The organism is Tessaracoccus antarcticus (assembly GCF_003688855.1).
GTDB lineage: Bacteria > Actinomycetota > Actinomycetes > Propionibacteriales > Propionibacteriaceae > Arachnia > Arachnia antarctica.
On record NZ_REFW01000001.1, the window covers coordinates 728,958 to 743,764 of the forward strand.

The following is a 14,807-nucleotide window of genomic DNA, read 5'->3' on the forward strand; positions in this document are numbered from 1 at the left end:
GGGTCAGCCCTGGAGCGCCAGGGAGGCGACCGCGCCGATGACCACGATCGCTGGGGGTGCAATTGTCTGGGCCAGGGCGTCATCGGCCACCTGCGCCAGCGTGGAGAACACTGTGCACTGTCCCGGGAGCGATCCTTCGCTGACCACCATGGCCGGTGTGTCGCGGGCAAGTCCTGAGTCGAGCAGCCGGGCCGTGATCTGTGGCAGATACTTCACTGCCATCAGCAAGACCAGGGTGGTGTTGGTGTGGGCCAGTGCACTCCAGTCCACCGTGCTGCGCGGATCCTCGGGAGGGACATGCCCGGAGACAACGGTGAACCCCTGCACCAGGGAACGATGTGTGAGGGGCACACCCGCCAATGCCGGTACGGACACCGCCGAGGTCACGCCGGGGATCACCCGGACGGGAATCCCGGCTGCTGCGCAGGCCTCCCACTCCTCCCCGCCCCGGCCGAACACGAACGAGTCGCCGCCCTTGAGCCGCACGACCCTGAGACCCTCACGTGCCTTCTCAATGAGGATCTCGTTGATCCGCTCCTGCGGTGTGAAGGCACCACGGGGGATCTTGCCCACGTTGATGACGTCGGGGTTCTGCTGCAGTTCGTCGAGGCAGGAGACCGGGCCGAGCCTGTCGTGCAGGATCACGTCGGCCTGTTGCAGGGCACGGAGTCCGGCCACCGTGATGAGCCCCGGATCTCCGGGACCGCCTCCCACGAGGACCACCTCACCGGGCGTCAAGGTTGTGTGCACGTTTCCTCCTTGAGCTGGGCGAGCGCCTCGACCAGTCGATGGTGTTGTGAGGGGGTGCGCACTGCCAGCCGGAGCCAGCTGGGGCCCAACCCCGGAAAGGTTTCGCCCCGCCGGACCGCGAACCCCTTGCCGGCCAGCGGCTCGCGGAGTGACGTCGTGCAGATGGGGCTGGTGTCGACCAGGACGAAGGGGGCGGAGCCCGGTACCGGGCTCAGGCCGATCTGGTGCAGACGTTCCGCGAGATCCATGCGGTGGAACACGCCCTCCCGGGCGAGCGCGTCGGCCTCCAACCGGGAGCCGTCGCGGAGGCAGGCCACCATGGCGGTCACCGCGGGGGTGGAGACCGACCAGGGTGGCTGCTGGAGTGTCAGCAGCCGTATCAGCGCGGGGTCGCCAACCACGTAGCCTGCGCGGATGCCGGCGAGCGCCCATGTCTTGGTGAGGGAGCGCAGGACCAGTTGCCCCGTCATGTCGGCGCTGATGAGGCTCTCGGCCTGCCCGGGGATGCAGTCCATGAAAGCTTCGTCCACCACCACTACCTCGGCCTCCAGCTGCCTCAACGAGGCGGATGTGTGGAGGACGGCGGTCGGGTTGGTGGGATTGCCCACCATCACGAGATCGGCGTGCGGCACGTCCAGGGGGTGCAGTGCGAAGCCGTCGTCGGCGCGGAGGAGGTGGCGCTGCGGATTTCGGCCTGCCGCCAGGAGCGCCGCCTCGGTCTCGGTGAACTGTGGATGCACCACGAGGCTGGAGCCACCGATGGCGCGGGCGATCAGCGTGAACGCCTCCGCCGCCCCGGCCACGGGAAGCACCATCGCCTCCTCGACGCCGTGATGGGCTGCGATGGCCTTCCGGGCGGGGGTGGCGTCCGGGTAACTGGCCCAGTCGACGTCGCGTGTCAGCTCCTCCATCAACCAGTCCGGGGGGCGGGGGCGTCTCACGTTCACGGCGAAGTCCACGAGGCCCGCTCGCAGGTCGCGATCCCCGTGGTGCCACACGTCAGGCCCCGAGGGTCCGAAACATTCGACGGCGGCCGCGTGCTGGTGGACTGCGTCGGCGAAACGCTGGGCCAGTTGCGGGTGCCCGGCCCAGTGGACGTGCAGGTAGGAGGCGTGCAGGGTGGCCGTGGCGATGCCGTCGGCTCTCCCGTCGAGAATCCAGGCTGCGGGATCGAAACGGCGGGTCGCCGTGGCGTCGGCGTCATCGGTGATCACCGTCCGATGGAACTCGTGCCCGGTGACGGTTTCGCCGATGCGCCCCAGCAGGGTGTCCTCCGCGCTGGTGGCGTTGCGATAGCCCATGGTCAGGCGGGCACCCATGTGTGCGGTCGCGGGAATGGCCCCGACCATCCCATGACCATCCACCTGCTCGCACAGGTACAGCAGGCCGGCGCACTCGGCCACGGTGGGTAGTCCCCCGTTCACCTGCTGGCGGATGTCGGCCAGGAGGGTGTGGTTGGCGTGCAGGTCGCTGGCGTGCACCTCAGGAAACCCGCCGCCCAGCCACAACCCCGACACGTCGTCGGGGAGTGACGGGTCGGTCATGGGGTCGAAGATGACGGGTTCGCAGCCGGCGGCCACCAGGAGCTCATCGGTTTCGGCGTAGCGGAAGGTGAACGCGCGGCCGGCTGCCACCGCCACCCTGGGACGGCGGGCAGAGGGCGGGGCGACGACGTCCCCCGGGGTCCAGGGGGTGCACGCCAGGTCCTCTGCCGTGCCGGCCAGGGCGAGGATGGCGTCCAGGTCGAGGTGCGCGGCCACGGCCTCACCCATGGCCCGGATGCCGCTGTCGTCGCGCTCCGCGGCGGGCACGAGCCCGAGATGCCGCGAGGGGGCCTCGATGGCGAGTGTGCGCGGCAGGGCCCCCACGACGGGGATGCCCAGCTCGGCGATCGCGTCGCGCACCTCCTTCTCGTGGCGGGGGCTGCCGATCTGGTTCAGCACCACACCCGCCACCTCCACGTCCGGGTCGAAGCTGCTCATCCCCGCCACCAGGGCCGCAGCGCTGCGTGACGTGTGACGGACGTCGACCACCAGGAGCACCGGGGCCTTCAGTAACCGGGCCACGTGCGCGGTCGACCCGAAGCCGCGGCTGCCGAGCCTGCCGTCGAAGAGACCCATCACCCCTTCGATGACGGCGATGTCGCAGTCCTGTGATCCGTGGGCGAAGAGTGGGGCCACGAGGGCCTCACCGCACAGGACCGGGTCCAGGTTGCGGCCGGGGCGTCCGGCCGCGAGCGTGTGGTATCCCGGGTCGATGTAGTCGGGTCCCACCTTGAAGGGCGCCACCGCGAGACCGCGGGAGCTCAGCGCGGCCATGAGGCCGGTGGCGACCGTGGTCTTGCCGTGCCCGGAGGCCGGCGCCGCGATCACGAGACGAGCGGTGCACCTCACCATTCGATTCCCACCTGACCCTTCTGCCCCTGGTCGAAGGGATGCTTCACCTTGGTCATCTCGGTGACCAGATCGGCAAGGTCGATGACCGGCTGGGGGCAGCGTCGCCCTGTGATGACCACGTGCTGGGTGCCCGGACGCGTGCGCAGTACCTCGACCACCTCATCCACGTCAATCCAGCCCCAGACCATCGGGTAGGTGAACTCATCAAGCAGCCAGAACCGGTGCCGTTCCTCCGCGAGTCCGGCCCGGATGTGCGCCCAGCCGGCGACGGCGCTGGCCTCTGCGTCGGCGGCGGGAGCGCGGGTCCATGACCAGCCCGTGCCCATGCGCTCCCAGGTGACCTCAGCCCGCCCGTCAAGTCCGGACAGGGCCTCAAAGGCGTCCTGTTCACCGGTGTGCCAACTGGCGGCCTTGACGAACTGGTACACCCCGAGCGACCATCCCTGCGCCCAGGCGCGCAGGGCCATGCCGCAGGCGGCGGTGGTCTTGCCCTTGCCGTCGCCGGTGTTGACGATCACCACGGGCCGCAAACGGCGGGAGCGGGTGGTCAGCCCGTCGTCGGGGATCACAGGGGGGACACCGTGGCTCATGGGGTGGTCTCAGGGGTCGTCATGAATTCCTCCTGGCAGGGTCCGCGCCCACCTCGGGTCAGTGACACCCAGTGGTGCACCGGTCGAGGGGAAAGTCCTGGCTTGCGACGAGTCGCTCACAGTGGCGGGACCGCTCCGGACTTGCACCGGTATTCCATCGCCCTCAACGGTCTCATCATGGCATCAGCCCACGGTGGGACTGAGGGCGGGGCTGCCTTGGTGAGAGGATGTGGCCCATGACGGAGCCATCCATGGTCGAGGACCCCCACTGCCACCTGCTGGGACGCACACCCGGGTTGCCGGACGAGGTCTTCGAGCACGACGGTCTCATCACGAAGCGACACATCCGGGCCACTGCACTGGCCCATCTGCGCCCGTTGCCGGGGGAGCTGCTGTGGGACGTCGGGGCAGGCGCCGGGTCGGTGGCCGTTGAGTGGTGCCGCGCCGCGGAGGGTGCCCGTGCCATAGGTATTGAGCGCAACAGCGCCCGTGCGGCCAGGGTACGGGCCAATGCCGAGAGGCTCACCGAGCCGGGGGTCCTGCAGGTGGTGGAGGGGTCGGCCGCTGGTGTGCTGGACGGCCTGCCCGTGCCGGATGCGGTATTCATCGGCGGGGGCGGCACGGTGGAGGTGGTGGAGCATGCCGTGGCGCGGCTGCGGCCGGGAGGCCGGGTGGTGGTGCATGGCATCACCATCGAGGCGGAACTGGTGTGCGTCGATGCGCATCGACGGTGGGGAGGCCAGCTCAGCCGGATGCAGGTGGAGACGGCCCAGCCCCTCGGGAGCCTGACGGGATGGCAGCCGGCCCGCACCGTCATCGCGTGGGTGCACCAGAAGCGCTCCGACTGATCACCGCAGCCACATCGGCCACAGTGCGGGGGACATGGTCACCGCGGAGCATCTCCATGTCATGGCCGAGGTGGGCCAGGAGATCGAGCTGCCAGGGTCGACGCAGTCGCGCGGCTTCCAGCAGGCTGGCGTCGGCCAGCATGTCCGGTCCGCCCTGCCGCACCAGGTGCCCGGTGACGATGGCCAGTTCGTCGGCCCACATCAGTGCGAGGTCCACGTCATGGGTGGCGAGCACCACCGTGGATGACAGCTTGTCGAGGGTCTGCATGAGTTCGGCAACCCCGGCCGGGTCGAGGCCTGCCGTGGGTTCGTCGAGCAGCAGTACCTGGGGCCTCATGGCCACGGCACCGGCGATGGTGACGCGTTTGCGCTCCCCATAGCTCAACTGGTGCACGGGGCGCTCCGCCAGGTGGGTGATGCCCAGGAGGTCCAAGGACTCCTCCACCCGGCTGCTGGCAGCGGCCGGATCCAGACCGAGGTTCAGTGGCCCGAAGGAGACATCCTGACGAACATCGGCGGAGAAGAGTTGTTCGTCAGGGTTCTGCAGCACCAGTTGCACGCGGGCGCGATGGCCGCGCAGGCTGACGCGGTCGTGTCGCAGTGGTTGACCATCGAAGGCGATCTCCCCCTCTGCAGGTTTCAGAGCACCTGACAGGCACCTCAGCAGCGTTGTCTTGCCCGAACCGTTGGCGCCCAGCAGTGCCACGCGCCTGCCCCTCGTGACGGTGAAGTTCGCCTGGCGAAGGACGGCGTCACCCCCGGGGAAGCGGGCCACCAGGCGATGGGCCGCCAGAAGCGGCGGTGCCGACTTCATCGTGCACCCCACAGCGTCCAGGCCAGGCTGCTCGACCATATGCCTGCCAGGCAGGCCCCCCCGGTCAGGAGGAAGGCCCAGCTGCGGGCGCGTGTCGGGCTGAGGGTGAGGAGGGCATCCTCGTATCCCCTTCCCTCAAGACCGGCCTGCAGCCGCGTCGCACGGTCCCAGGTGGTGATCAGGGCACTGCCGAGCGCGTTGGCAACAATGGACCAGCGACGTCTCCAGCTGGCCACGTCCCCCAGCCGGGCGCGCTGGGCCTCCCGGATGGCCAGCGTGGTGCCCAGCAGGAGGAACAACAGCCGGTAGGTCAGGGATGCGATCTCGATGAGTGGGTCAGGGATCCTCAGAATTCTGAGCCACCCCATCAGGTCCACCATGGGGGTGGTGGTGGCCAGCAGGATGACTGCCAGCGTGCCCGCCAGGCTGTGCGCCCACAGGGCCGCCGCCCTGGCGACACCCCCCGGTGTGATCCTCAGGGGGCCGAGCGCGAACCCGTCGGTCGCCCATCCCAGGTTGCCCCAGGCGAGGTCACCCATCCCATGCCAGGTGGCCGCCACCGGAAGCGTTCCGATGAGCAGGAAGACCGCGGGTGCACCCATCACCCCCAGCACGAGCAGGGGGCGGATGCGTGCCGGGCCCAGCATCAGGACCAGCGCCACCGCGGCCACGAGGACGCAGCCCGGCCAGGGATCACTCAGCAGCGCGGTCATCACGAGGCTCCCGCTGAGCAGTACCTTTTCGCCCACACGCCGCCGCCGCCAGGGGCTGTCCCAGGCTGCGGCGTCGATGGCGATGTTCTGCGCGTTCATAGACGTCTATTCGGCCGGCATGGGCCCCGGGGAGGCGGGCGGCGTCGGCTCCGCCTGCTCGCGGCGGCTCGCGGAACGCCCGTGGAGATTGCCCAGGGCGAAGCCAAGCAGACCGGCTCCCAACGCCGCCTGGAGCGCGAACAGACCTGACTCGATCTCGCCGCTGCCCGGCTCGAAGATGGGCGTGAACCAGGGCTCGATGCCCCGCTCCTCAAGGATCGCGGTGACCGTTGAGTCGGTGCCGGCGAAGCTCTCGTCGCCCTCGGAGGCATCAGGCGCCAGGAAGAAGCTCACGGCAAAGATGGCAACCAGGACTGCCAGCAGGATGGAGGCCACCCCCCATGTCATGCCGCGCCTGTGCTCACGCATGGCTGGCCTCCTTCTCCGCCCCGGTGTTCTTGCTGGACAGGACTCCGAGGCGGCGCAGTTCGTGGGGAACGACGCGGCCCAGGAACCCGAACAGCAGGATGCCCAGCACGCCCTCGGCCAGCGCCAACGGGATCTGGGTGAGGGCGAAGATGCCGAGGAACTTGGTGACCGCGCCAGCGAAACCGCTCACGGGGTCGGGGAAGGCCAGGGCGAGTTGCAGGGATGTCGTGCAGTAGGTGGCCAGGTCGGCGACGGCCATTGCAAGGAAAATGCCGAGCCACGCCGGGCCGTTCACCCTGCGAACGAGCCTGTAGAACGCGTAGCCGCACCAAGGGCCGACGATGGCCATGGAGAACACGTTCGCGCCCAGTGTCGTCAGTCCGCCGTGGGCCAACAGCAACGCCTGGAAGAGCAGCACGACGGTTCCCAGGAAGGCCATGACGGGTGGTCCGAACAGGATGGCGCCAGCGCCGGTGCCGGTGGGGTGGGAGGAACTGCCGGTCACCGAGGGCAACTTGATGGCTGACAGGACGAAGGTGAAGGCCCCCGCCGCAGCCAGCAGCATCTTGTTCTCCGGGGATTCCTTGGCCTTCCTGATGACTTCGCGGGCTCCGTGGATCACGAACGGCGTCGACGCCGCGAACCACAGGGCGCACTGGAGCGGAGGGAGGAACCCTTCAGCGATGTGCATGGCATGTCCTTCCACCGGGATTTCGCGTCCCGGCGACAGGGCGAGGGTTCCAGTTCCTGACTTCCGCCTGATGGTTCAGCGGCTCACAGTGGCGCGACCGTCCCGGATGAGTCCCGGGTTCCTGGGTGACCTTCGCGGAATGGATGTGTATCGGCAGTCTTGCACCCGGATCCCGCGTACCACGCGGCGGGGCGGTTTAGGCCCGGACCTCCCCGGAGCCTCTGGGCAGGCCGGGATCGCTCGTCGGTACCGGCCGCTGACCGGCCCCGGGGCATGGCTACGCTGCGATGGTGAAACGCGCGGAGTACCTGAGCACCGGATCGGCCATCTACGAGGAGTCCTTCAGGATCATCCGCGCCGAGACCGACCTGTCCCGCTTCCCCGATGACGTTGCCCGCGCGGTCGTGCGCATGGTGCATGCCGCCGGGGATACCAGCATCGCCGAGGAGGTGGGCTTCACGCCCGGTGTGGTGGCCGCCGCCAACGCCGCCCTTCGGCGAGGGGCCCCGATCCTGTGCGACGCCTCCATGGTGGCCACCGGCATCATCGCCTCCCGGCTACCAGCCGACAACGAGGTGGTCTGCCTCATCAAGGATCCGCGGCTGGCCACCATCGCGGAGGAACAGGGCATCACGAAGACGATGGCGGCCGTGGACCTGTGGCTACCACGCCTCGACGGCGCCGTCGTGGCCATCGGCAACGCCCCCACGGCCCTCTTCCGTCTTCTGGAAGTGGTGGCCCAGTCCGGTGTGCGCCCGGCCGCGGTGATCGGCATTCCCGTGGGCTTCGTCGGGGCAGCCGAGTCGAAGCGTGCCCTTGCTGACAGCGGGTTGCGGCTGGAACACCTGGTCGTCCACGGGCGTCGCGGCGGCAGCGCCATGACGGTGGCCGCCGTGAACGCGATCGCCAGTATCGACGAGCTGACCAACACCTCGCGTCAGAACCCCTGATGGTGGGCGGTCGCCAGGGCCAGTTGGCCAGCTCGGGGCTGCGTCCGGGCTGGACCACGGGGGCGTGCGCGACCGCTGCCGCCACCGCAGCATGGGAGGCGCTGCTGACAGGCGAGTTCCCCGATCCCGTCGAGGTGGACCTGCCCCAGGGGCGGCGACCCTCTTTCGCCCTCACCGTCGAGGACGTGTCCGGTGACGTGGCGATGGCCGGGGTGACCAAGGATGCCGGCGACGACCCCGACGTCACCCATGCGGCCCTCGTGCGGGTCACCGTCAGACGTGGCCGCCCCGGCGGGGGCGTCACGTTCACGGGGGGTCCCGGGGTCGGTCGGGTCACGCTGCCGGGCTTGCCACTGGCTGTGGGAGAACCGGCCATCAACCCCGGACCACGGCGGATGATCACGGAGAACCTGCGCGCCGTCTCACTGCGCTGCGGGGGCGTCCCCACCGACGTGGCGGTCGAGATCAGCATCGATGACGGCGCCGGGATGGCGCGACACACCTGGAACCCACGCATCGGCATCGTCGACGGCCTCTCGGTGCTGGGGACCACCGGGGTGGTGGTGCCCTATTCCTGCAGCGCCTGGATCGACAGCATCCGCCGCGGGGTCGACGTCGCACGTGCCGCCGGGCTGCAGCATCTTGCGGGCTGCACCGGATCCACCTCTGAGCGCGTCGCCACCGAACTGTTCGGCCTGCCCACCCTGGCGCTCCTCGACATGGGTGATTTCGCCGGCGCGGTGCTCAAGTACGTCTCGCGGCATCCCGTCGAACGGCTGTCACTGGTGGGCGGGTTCGCCAAGCTGAGCAAGTTGGCCAACGGACACCTGGACCTGCATTCACACCGCACCAGCATCGACACCGCCCATCTTTCGGCCCTCGCCCGGGATGGCGGTGCGGGCGAGGAACTGCAGCGGGGTATCCGCGGGTCGACCACGGCCATGGCTGCGCTCCAGTTGGCCGCAGCCGCAGGGGTCCCGCTCGGTGATCTCGTGGCGCTGGCGGCGCGGGACCATGCGGTCACGGTGCTGCGTGGGGCGCCGGTCGACATCGACGTCACCTGCATAGACCGGGCCGGCGCCGTCGTGGGAACCAGCGATTCCGGTCGCAGCTGAAAGCCGGCTCCGGTGGGGGATCCGTGCCGCTCAGGCGCCCTCCAGCAGTCCGGCGATCTCGTCGCGCAGCGCGCGTGAGCGCCGCGGGTCCTTGTTGCTCAGCACCGACACCGTGGCGCCCCGGGTGCGCATGGTGGCGGGTGTCCATGCCGAACCTGCCCACGCGTCGTCGGCGCGCACGCAGAAGGTGTGTCGCGCCTCCGCCCCGTGGGCCACCCGTCGGTTGACCCTGGGATCGTCGGTGGTGGCCTGCACGTACCAGACACCCTCCAGGTCGGAGTCCTCGAAGGGACGCCGGTGCCATTCGATCTGTCCCGTCCCGGCAAGGTGTTCCAGTGCGGGCGTGGCCGTGGGGGAGACGAGGCGAACATGCGCCCCCGCCTCCAGCAGGGTGGGCACCCGGCGCTGGGCCACGTTCCCGCCCCCCACGATGAGGACCTGGCGATCCTGCAGCAGGAGGCCGCAGACGTAGGCGGGTGACCCTTCCACCCGGTGGTCGGGGCGCATGTCGCGAAAGCGCTGGAGGACCACCCCGGCCAGTTCGTCGCAGTCGCCGATGACCTCCCCGACCCGCACAGCTGTCTCAGGGTGGTCGCAGGCCCAGGCCAGGGCCTGCTCATGGGTCCAGGTGCGCATGCGGCCCGGGAAGAGCCAGTGGCCGATCACGAGGATCTGGCCCGTTCCCTGGGCGCGGGCGCGGTCGAGCCCCTCCGGCAGGTGGGGTTGCGTCACCTGTAGGAAACAGGGCGTGACGTTGCGCCACCCACCCTGTTCGTAATGCATGCGGGCGAGCCTCACGTGGTCGGCATTCGCGTCAGGTACCAGCGCTCCACGACCGACGAGCACGAGTGTGGTGTCCTCGCGGCGCCAGTCGCCCATGGCGTCGTCGATGCGGCGGTTCACGGCACGAAACAGTGCCGGGTCCGGCCCCAGATGGGGGGCGTAGTCGATGCGCGCGTCGGGGAACTCCGCCACCACTTCCTCGATGAAGTCCGGGATGTCGTGGCGGACGTGGGTGCCAGTGCCCAGCATCAGCGGGACGACGACGACGCGCTTGTCGTCGGCTGGACAGCGGGAGAGGGCGGCGGACAACGCCTCGGGGATGGTGGGGTGGCTCAGCTCAATGAAACCCACGCTGACGTCGACATCGGGCAGCAGTGCTGCCACGCGCGCCGTCAGGGCGTGTGCCACCAGTTGCCCGGCGGGGTCACGTGTGCCGTGTGCGGCGATGACGAGGGCGGCAGTCATGACAGTTCCTTGCATTCGGGGGAGCGTTCCGGCATCCACTGGTAGTCGCGGGGGGTGACGATGCGCCGCTCGCCGCTTCCCGTGGTGACGTAGCGGGTGGTGGTGGAGCCGATCACCACCAGCGAGTTCATGTCCACCCATGCGGGTTGGAACTCGGCCATGGTGCTCATCACCACCTTTTCGCGCTGTCGGCAGGCCTGCTGCACCACGGCAACCGGTGTGTCGGGGTTCCTGTGGGGGGCGATGATCTCCAGGGCGCGGGGGAGGTGGCGGAGGCGCGTGCGGCTGCGCGGGTTGTACAGCACCGTGACGAGGTCCCCCTCGGCAGCGGCCCGCAGGCGACGCTCGATGGTCTCCCAGTCCGTGTGGAGGTCGGACAGCGAGATGGTCACGTGGTCATGACCCAGTGGCGCACCGAGGATGGCCGAGACGGCCAACGAGGCCGTGACGCCGGGCACGATGTCCACGTCGATGCCGTCTGTCCCCTGCTCCAGCACGGGCGATGCCATGGCGTAGATGGCCGGGTCACCACCGCACACCAGGGCGACGTTCTCACCGTCGCGGGCCGCCTGGATGGCGGCCGCCGTGCGTGCTGACTCGGTGCCCATCTTCGAGGCCATGATGCGGGTCCCCGGGCGGGCCAGATCCCGGATCTGCTTGACGTAGGGGCCGTAGCCGACGATGAAACTGGACTTGCGCAGGGCCTCGACCGCGCGGGGGGTGAGGAGGTCCCGTGAGCCGGGGCCGAGCCCCACCACGCTGAGGCATCCGCGGGCAGGCATCCGCCCCACCGCGCAGGTGGCCTCCTTGTTGCTGCATTTCGGCACCACCAGCGCAGCCCCGTGGGCGACCACGGAGGCTTCGGCGACCGAGGGGGTTCCGACGTGGCCCGCCACCAGTGCGCTCGGCGTGGGCACGTCCTGGGCGGCCAGTACGTCGGCGGTGTAGTCGATGAGGGGAACTCCAAGTTGGCGGACCAGTTGGAGGAGTCCGATCTCGCCGGCCTTGAGGTCGATGGTCGTGATGGCGCGCACCGATTGCAGGCACAGTCCGTGCTCGCCCAGGGTGTCCTCCAGCAGACCGCGCAGCACCTCCACGGAGGTGCCGCGGTTGCAGCCCATGCCCACCACGAGGCTGTCGGGGTGCAGCACCACGGTCGGCAGGGGGCCGGGGCTGGCATCGGTGCGGTCCGTGACGAGGATGCGTGCCTCGGCGCCGGGTGCGTCCGTGGCGACGTTGGCTGGCAGTGGTGGCAACGGCCAGGGGTGTTCCTTCTCGATCCGGACCGGGCGGCCGTCGATGAGGGCACGGGTGACGCGTGCCACGTCGCCGTCGTAGTGCCAGCCGAGGGTGTCGAGGGCGGGCAGGTTCAGGGCGTCGGTGGCGGTGGTGAGCACGGCCGTGGCCCCGATCCCTTCTGCGATCCGCGTGGCCAGGGTGTTGGCCCCGCCCGCGTGGCCCCCCACGAGGGGGACTGCGAAACGGCCGGCCTCGTCGAGCACCACCACGCCGGGATCGCTCTTCTTGTCGCGCAGGAGCGGCGCAACCAGACGGGTCGTGGCGCCCAGTGCGAGGTGGCTCACCAGGAGGTCACATTCCGACCAGGCGCGGGGGAGCAACTCTGCAGTGGACCCGTCGTATCGGCGCGTGGGGGTGCCCAGTAGTGCGTCGATCTGGTCCGCCCGGCGACGGGCTGCTGGCGAGTTGACCAACTGCCCGATCACGTCGGGTGTGGCGGTGTCGGAGTCGCGCACTGCCACCACCTCCCGGTCGATGAGCGCCGGGTCGTCCGGGTGGCCCGCCAGGACCAGGACCACGTTGGGTTCGGAGACGTCGGAGAGTTCCATGGCCTGCCGTGTGTCGAGGATGCGGACGCGTTCGTCGACCTCTCCCAACCGCTCGGCCAGCACCCAGGTGCGGTTCAGGGCGGCCAGTGCGGTGGCCAGTTCCACGATGCCGCCGGTGCTGCTGGTCAGGACCGCCATCTTGCGGTGATGTTGTGCCGTGCGGAGCGCCTCGGTGAGGGGTTTGCCGTGGGCCGACACCACCACGGCATCATCCCAGGGCAGGCCGACGGCGGCGAAGGCCGCAGCCACGGATGTCACGGCCGGCTGAACCCTGACCTGGTGGCCGGCGAGCCGAATCCGGCGCAGGATGCCGTGGAAGCCCGGGTCGCCGCTTGCCACCACCAGTGCATCCTGCCCCGGTGGTAGGTGGGACAGACGTTCAAGGGCCGGGGTCAGGGCGCCGAGCACCACCCGGCGGTCCTCGGGGACGTCGAGGCTCTCGAGGTGGCGGAGTCCGCCCACCACCAGGGCGCAGGTGCTGGCGAGTGTGCGGGTTGCAGGGGAAATCTCTCCCAGGTAGCCGTGGACGTGGATCATGTCATCCCTCCCGGGGATCGCTGGGATGGTTCTCGGCCTGCCCGGTCACAGGTCCGGCGCCGCGCTCGCGGAGGTCGCGTCGCGCCTCCGGGTCGGCGCTGCGGTACTCGTGGCGAAAGCCGGGGTGGTAGAGGTGACTGCGGCTGCCCTCAGGCGCCTCTGCCATGGCTGGACCCACCAGGACGACGGTGTGCTTCCACAGCTTGTGCTCGCGCATCGTGGTGGAGAGTGTGGACAAGGTGCAGCGCATCATTTTCTCGTCGGGCCAGCTGACGCGGTAGCCGATGATGCAGGGCGTCCCGGGCGCGTAACCACCTGCGAGGAGTTCGTCCTGCAGTTGCTTGTTGCGTGCAGCGGAGAGGTACAGCGCCATGGTGGCGCCGTGGGCGGCGAAGGAGCGGACGGTCTCCTTGGGTGGCATGGGGGTCCGTCCGCCCTCGAGGCGGGTCAGGATGAACGACTGGCAGACCTCGGGGAGTGTGATCTCGGCATTCATGCGTGCTGCGGCCGCGGAGAAGGCAGAGACGCCTGGCACGGTCTCGACGTCCAACCCGAGCGCGCGGCAGATGCGCACCTGTTCGGCGGTGGCGCCGTAGATGGACGGGTCCCCGGTGTGCACCCGGGCCACCAGAAGCTCCTCCCGGGCTGCGCGTCGGTAGTGGAGCTCGGTGTCCTCGAGTGCTTCACCAGCGGAATCGACCAGCACGGCCCCCGGCTTGGCGTCGGCAACGATGGCGGGGTGGACCAGGCTGGAGGCCCAGATGATGATGTCGGCCTCTGCGATCACGCGGGCACCGCGCACGGTGATGAGGTCCGCGGCGCCGGGTCCGGCGCCCACGAAGACCACGCGACCGGTCACAGCCGGCCCCCGGTGCCGCTGCGCTGCGCCGGAACCAGGACGGTGCTGAAGTACGGCGCACGCCGTCCCTCGTCCACGTCGGTGAGGGTGACCAGTTGTTCGTCGTCGAGGCCGATCTGCACGCCGAGTACCCCGTCTCGTCCCCTGCGCCTGAGAAGTTCGACAACTTCGGGGAGGTGGCGCCCGCCCTTGTAGGCCACCACGGTGTCCACGGTGTCCAGGACGCGGCCGAGGACCTCCAGACCAGCCGTGATGGGGACGAGCGCCAGGGTCTCCGTGCCCTCCACGAGGGGTGTGCGGCTCCGCGCGGCAAGGGCCTGCATGGCGGTGATGCCCGGGATCACCTCCACCTCCACCTCCTGCAGTCGCTCGACGACGTGGGCGGCCAGGTAGGAGAAGGTGGAGTAGACGCTCGGGTCTCCGACGGTGGCGAACGCCACCACGTCGGCGCCGGACTCGAAGGCGCTGATGGCGGCCTCGGCGGAATCGAGCCAGGCCTGTTTGCGCCGCCCACTGATGCCGGAACGGTCAGCCATGGAGAACGGGATCCGCTGGATGGTGGGGGCCGCGGAGGGGCAGGCCTGTGTGACGATCGTCTCTGCCCTGCCGGCGCCGTCTCCGGAGCCCTCGGTGGCGGGAACCAGCACGACGTCGGCCCCAGCAAGGGCATGCAGTGCCTTGACGGTGACCAGTTCAGGATCGCCCGGTCCCACCCCCACGCCGATCAGTCGTGGACGGGTGCTGGATCGGGTGGTGGGCCCCACAAAGGGCCTCGTGGAGCTCTTCTTGCCGGTGGTCACGTCGCGCATCCTGCCTCCTGGGTCTCTCGCCCCTAGGGTGTGGCGTGCATGCTGCGAGTATCTGACTGACGTGGAGAACACGTTCACAGTGGCGGGACCGTCCCGGAATCTCACCGGGTTCCTCGCGATCCATGCTTGGTTGTCATTCATCTTTGCAGTGGCGCCGCGGCCCTCCTCCAGA

General features: G+C 69.6%; 14 protein-coding genes and 2 riboswitches. Of the genes, 3 read left to right on the forward strand and 11 right to left on the reverse strand.

What is annotated here, in order from left to right; all coding sequences use genetic code 11:
- Nucleotides 1–3: 3 nt before the first annotated feature.
- From cobA to cobO, 3 genes are read right to left on the reverse strand one after another with little or no spacing between them, the layout of a single operon-like run.
- Entirely contained in the window at nt 4–750 is a 747-nt protein-coding gene (gene cobA / locus EAX62_RS03075; protein WP_121900177.1) for a uroporphyrinogen-III C-methyltransferase, read from the reverse strand.
- Nucleotides 735–3,146 carry a cobyrinate a,c-diamide synthase gene (locus tag EAX62_RS03080; RefSeq protein WP_121900178.1) on the reverse strand — a complete coding sequence of 804 codons (2,412 nt, stop codon included), beginning with the start codon at nt 3,144–3,146 and terminating at the stop codon, nt 735–737. Before EAX62_RS03080 ends, cobA begins: the two co-directional genes overlap by 16 nt.
- Nucleotides 3,140–3,736 (reverse strand): cob(I)yrinic acid a,c-diamide adenosyltransferase, encoded by a 597-nt coding sequence (gene cobO, locus EAX62_RS03085; protein ID WP_121900179.1) that lies wholly within the window; start codon nt 3,734–3,736, stop codon nt 3,140–3,142. Before cobO ends, EAX62_RS03080 begins: the two co-directional genes overlap by 7 nt.
- Before the next feature lie 33 nt (nt 3,737–3,769).
- Nucleotides 3,770–3,920: riboswitch (adenosylcobalamin (AdoCbl) riboswitch) on the reverse strand.
- A 67-nt stretch (nt 3,921–3,987) separates the two neighbouring features.
- Between cobO and cbiT the strand changes: the two genes are divergently transcribed.
- Entirely contained in the window at nt 3,988–4,584 is a 597-nt protein-coding gene (gene cbiT / locus EAX62_RS03090; RefSeq protein ID WP_121900977.1) for a precorrin-6Y C5,15-methyltransferase (decarboxylating) subunit CbiT, read from the forward strand.
- Here cbiT and EAX62_RS03095 read toward each other — a convergent pair.
- The 4 genes from EAX62_RS03095 to EAX62_RS03110 are packed head-to-tail and all read right to left on the reverse strand — an operon-like array spanning nt 4,550 to nt 7,270.
- Entirely contained in the window at nt 4,550–5,398 is an 849-nt protein-coding gene (locus EAX62_RS03095) for an energy-coupling factor ABC transporter ATP-binding protein (protein WP_121900180.1), read from the reverse strand. The two genes, cbiT and EAX62_RS03095, sit on opposite strands and share 35 nt — an antisense overlap.
- Entirely contained in the window at nt 5,395–6,210 is an 816-nt protein-coding gene (gene cbiQ, locus EAX62_RS03100) for a cobalt ECF transporter T component CbiQ (RefSeq protein ID WP_121900181.1), read from the reverse strand. The genes EAX62_RS03095 and cbiQ overlap by 4 nt, the downstream gene beginning before the upstream one ends.
- 6 nt (nt 6,211–6,216) lie before the next feature.
- Nucleotides 6,217–6,579, reverse strand: coding sequence for an energy-coupling factor ABC transporter substrate-binding protein (locus EAX62_RS03105; RefSeq protein ID WP_233557787.1), 363 nt, complete (start codon nt 6,577–6,579; stop codon nt 6,217–6,219).
- Nucleotides 6,572–7,270, reverse strand: a complete 699-nt coding sequence (locus tag EAX62_RS03110) for an energy-coupling factor ABC transporter permease (RefSeq protein ID WP_121900182.1) — start codon at nt 7,268–7,270, stop codon at nt 6,572–6,574. The genes EAX62_RS03105 and EAX62_RS03110 overlap by 8 nt, the downstream gene beginning before the upstream one ends.
- Nucleotides 7,271–7,557: 287 nt before the next feature.
- On the opposite strand from EAX62_RS03110, the gene EAX62_RS03115 reads away from it, so the two are divergent.
- Both EAX62_RS03115 and EAX62_RS03120 read left to right on the forward strand, forming a co-directional pair.
- Nucleotides 7,558–8,220, forward strand: coding sequence for a precorrin-8X methylmutase (locus EAX62_RS03115; RefSeq protein WP_121900183.1), 663 nt, complete (start codon nt 7,558–7,560; stop codon nt 8,218–8,220).
- The gene (locus tag EAX62_RS03120) at nt 8,220–9,335 is read left to right on the forward strand and encodes a cobalt-precorrin-5B (C(1))-methyltransferase (protein WP_121900184.1); all 1,116 of its coding nucleotides are present in this window, start codon (nt 8,220–8,222) and stop codon (nt 9,333–9,335) included. The genes EAX62_RS03115 and EAX62_RS03120 overlap by 1 nt, the downstream gene beginning before the upstream one ends.
- Nucleotides 9,336–9,365: 30 nt before the next feature.
- On the opposite strand, the gene EAX62_RS03125 is transcribed toward EAX62_RS03120, so the two are convergent.
- From EAX62_RS03125 to cobI, 4 genes are all read right to left on the reverse strand, one after another.
- Nucleotides 9,366–10,583, reverse strand: coding sequence for a CbiX/SirB N-terminal domain-containing protein (locus EAX62_RS03125; RefSeq protein ID WP_158600486.1), 1,218 nt, complete (start codon nt 10,581–10,583; stop codon nt 9,366–9,368).
- Nucleotides 10,580–12,967, reverse strand: a complete 2,388-nt coding sequence (gene cobJ, locus EAX62_RS03130) for a precorrin-3B C(17)-methyltransferase (protein ID WP_121900186.1) — start codon at nt 12,965–12,967, stop codon at nt 10,580–10,582. The genes EAX62_RS03125 and cobJ overlap by 4 nt, the downstream gene beginning before the upstream one ends.
- 1 nt (nt 12,968) lies before the next feature.
- On the reverse strand, nt 12,969–13,826 hold the full coding sequence (gene cobM, locus EAX62_RS03135) for a precorrin-4 C(11)-methyltransferase (RefSeq protein WP_121900187.1): 858 nt from the start codon (nt 13,824–13,826) through the stop codon (nt 12,969–12,971).
- Complete coding sequence (gene cobI, locus EAX62_RS03140) at nt 13,823–14,635, reverse strand: precorrin-2 C(20)-methyltransferase (RefSeq protein ID WP_121900188.1); 813 nt, start codon at nt 14,633–14,635, stop codon at nt 13,823–13,825. Before cobI ends, cobM begins: the two co-directional genes overlap by 4 nt.
- Nucleotides 14,632–14,748: riboswitch (cobalamin riboswitch) on the reverse strand. It overlaps the preceding gene by 4 nt.
- Nucleotides 14,749–14,807: the final 59 nt, after the last annotated feature.